We start from the raw sequence: 468 nt of genomic DNA, 5'->3' as shown, positions 1-468 counted from the left end.
CAACACAGGTGTGTCGCCCGGCCCATAGGCCAGCACCGGAGCAGTTGGAGCTCCGACGTCACCGAAGGCGGCGCGAAGGCGGTCACTGGCTGCATTGCGGATATAGCGGCTGTCTTCGATCATGGCGCCTTTGGCCGAAGCGTGTATCTCGCCGGAAAGCGCATCGAAGCTCCTGCGCACCACGTCATCGTCATTGGTCCAGCGCAAAGCCGCTACCGACCTGACGCCAGACTTGTGGCGTCAGGCGATGACGGTCAATTTGGACGTAACATTCGAATTGTGCCGGCTGTCGTATCCGCGACTGCGGGCCAATGGCGGTGGTGCAGTTGTCAATATGGCGTCTATCATGGCACTGTCAGGTGGTGGCTTTTATCCGATTGCATCCTACCATGCGTCGAAAGGTGCTGTCGTTAATCTGACTCGTGCGCTTGCAGTGGAATGGGGAGGAACATCCATTCGGGTCAATGC

At 58.5% G+C, this 468-nt stretch carries 1 protein-coding gene and 1 pseudogene; one reads left to right on the top strand and one right to left on the bottom strand.

Annotated elements, in window-relative coordinates; translation table 11 throughout:
• A pseudogene (locus tag HBA93_RS18525) lies at positions 1-192 on the bottom strand (autotransporter outer membrane beta-barrel domain-containing protein); the annotation flags it as partial.
• On the opposite strand from HBA93_RS18525, the gene HBA93_RS18520 reads away from it, so the two are divergent.
• The coding region (locus HBA93_RS18520; protein ID WP_221724278.1) for an SDR family NAD(P)-dependent oxidoreductase at positions 122-468 on the top strand (347 nt) is incomplete at its 3' end. The pseudogene HBA93_RS18525 and the gene HBA93_RS18520 sit on opposite strands and share 71 nt — an antisense overlap.

Origin of the sequence: Ochrobactrum sp. SFR4 (assembly GCF_019730395.1) — a bacterium.
Lineage (GTDB): Bacteria > Pseudomonadota > Alphaproteobacteria > Rhizobiales > Rhizobiaceae > Pseudochrobactrum.
This window is presented reverse-complemented; position numbering and strand designations above follow the sequence as displayed.